General features: G+C 42.3%; 3 protein-coding genes. All 3 read left to right on the top strand.

Annotation, left to right across the window (positions count from 1 at the left end):
• Nucleotides 1-20: 20 nt before the first annotated feature.
• The 3 genes from QUA25_RS29285 (at nucleotide 21) to QUA25_RS29275 (ending at nucleotide 1,196) form a co-directional block, all read left to right on the top strand.
• The gene (locus tag QUA25_RS29285) at nucleotides 21-485 is read left to right on the top strand and encodes a hypothetical protein (protein WP_333043214.1); all 465 of its coding nucleotides are present in this window, start codon (nucleotides 21-23) and stop codon (nucleotides 483-485) included.
• 117 nt (nucleotides 486-602) lie between these two features.
• A complete protein-coding gene (locus tag QUA25_RS29280) occupies nucleotides 603-812 on the top strand; it encodes a hypothetical protein (protein ID WP_333043212.1) in 210 nt (69 codons plus the stop codon).
• A gap of 72 nt (nucleotides 813-884) precedes the next feature.
• Complete coding sequence (locus QUA25_RS29275; protein ID WP_333043210.1) at nucleotides 885-1,196, top strand: hypothetical protein; 312 nt, start codon at nucleotides 885-887, stop codon at nucleotides 1,194-1,196.
• Nucleotides 1,197-1,222 lie beyond the last annotated feature (26 nt).

The following is a 1,222-nucleotide window of genomic DNA, read 5'->3' as shown; positions in this document are numbered from 1 at the left end:
AAACTTATATTTAACTGACCTTGAATATATCGATCGCTCCTGCTAGTGGTCTGCGATCAATTATTCAGCAAACCCTAATTAACATCCACAGACAGCAAGTAGCAACTCTAGTGGCGAAACCAATTGAAGTCGTTGAATATCAGACACAATCGTGTAAATGTCTCGAATGTGGTGCAGTAGTTAGAGGAGAAGCACATCAGGGAGTGGTTCCAGGGCAAGACTTGAGCGTTAATCTCCAAGCACCCGGCGTCTGGCTTGGCAATTACGGGCATCTTTCCTACGCCAAGCTGACTGAATTGTTGTGGGAACTCGGCAGGATAGAAGTGGGAGTAGGAACACTCCAAAAAACCAATCAACCAGTAGCAGCAGCAGTCAAACCAGCGATTAAAGCACTGTGGGAATGGGCACCTCTTCAATCAAATGTTCATGTAGATGAAACACCCCCGGTGTGTCATGGGAGTCAAAGAATGGCTATGGACGGCTAGTGGAGAAGGATTCTGGGGAGCATCCCACTTTTGCAGTCAGTATAAATACTCAAAGACTTGACCGACAAGTTGATGGCAGAATAGAAAGCAGATAAATTACCACCACCCCAAGTCAATATGACGCCAGAACAACGACAGAAGATCAAAATAAATCTCCAAGAAATAGCCGATATTTTTTATCAGAATACCCCGCCCGAAAATCTACAAAGCTTTGAATCTATCGAATTGACTGTTAGAGAGCATTTAGTTGAGACAGTAGCACCAGAAATTAGCAGTTTTTTTTTAACTCAGCAGGAGGAACTGCTTCGGGGAGAAAAAGAACCATAAAGACTTGCGCGCGTAGAAATAACTCTATCGAGTAAGCAAGCCCAAAAGCTGGGAGTAAATAAGGGGAGTCGTTTGAGTCCTCACCTGGAAAAATGTTGTTTATTATTAGTGGCAAATGAATCATTTGCCAATGCTGAGAAAGACTTAAAAATGTTAACAGGAATTTATGTGCCTCACAGTACGCAACATCGGCTATTAGAGCGTTATCAATTTCCTGAAGCTGAAGCTACCGAGCAAGTAAAAGCATTGAGTATAGACGGAGGAAACGTCAGACTGAGAACTGCATTAGGAGAAGAAAGTATCTGGAGGAATTATAAGGCAGTTAAGTTAAATCAATACTCCGGACAGTTTTTAAGCAGCCAAAGTACCATAAGACAAGACTGAAGGAAGATTAGGATGGTTTAAAATCA

The organism is Microcoleus sp. Pol17C6, from assembly GCF_036701145.1.
Taxonomy (GTDB): domain Bacteria; phylum Cyanobacteriota; class Cyanobacteriia; order Cyanobacteriales; family Microcoleaceae; genus Microcoleus.
The sequence above is the reverse complement of the archived record's forward strand: the minus strand, read 5'-3'. Positions and strand labels throughout refer to the sequence as shown.

What these genes read in the sequence shown, in the direction of transcription:
- QUA25_RS29280 (WP_333043212.1), top strand. Translation starts at nt 603, where the DNA reads ATGACGCCAGAACAACGACAGAAGATCAAAATAAATCTCCAAGAAATA.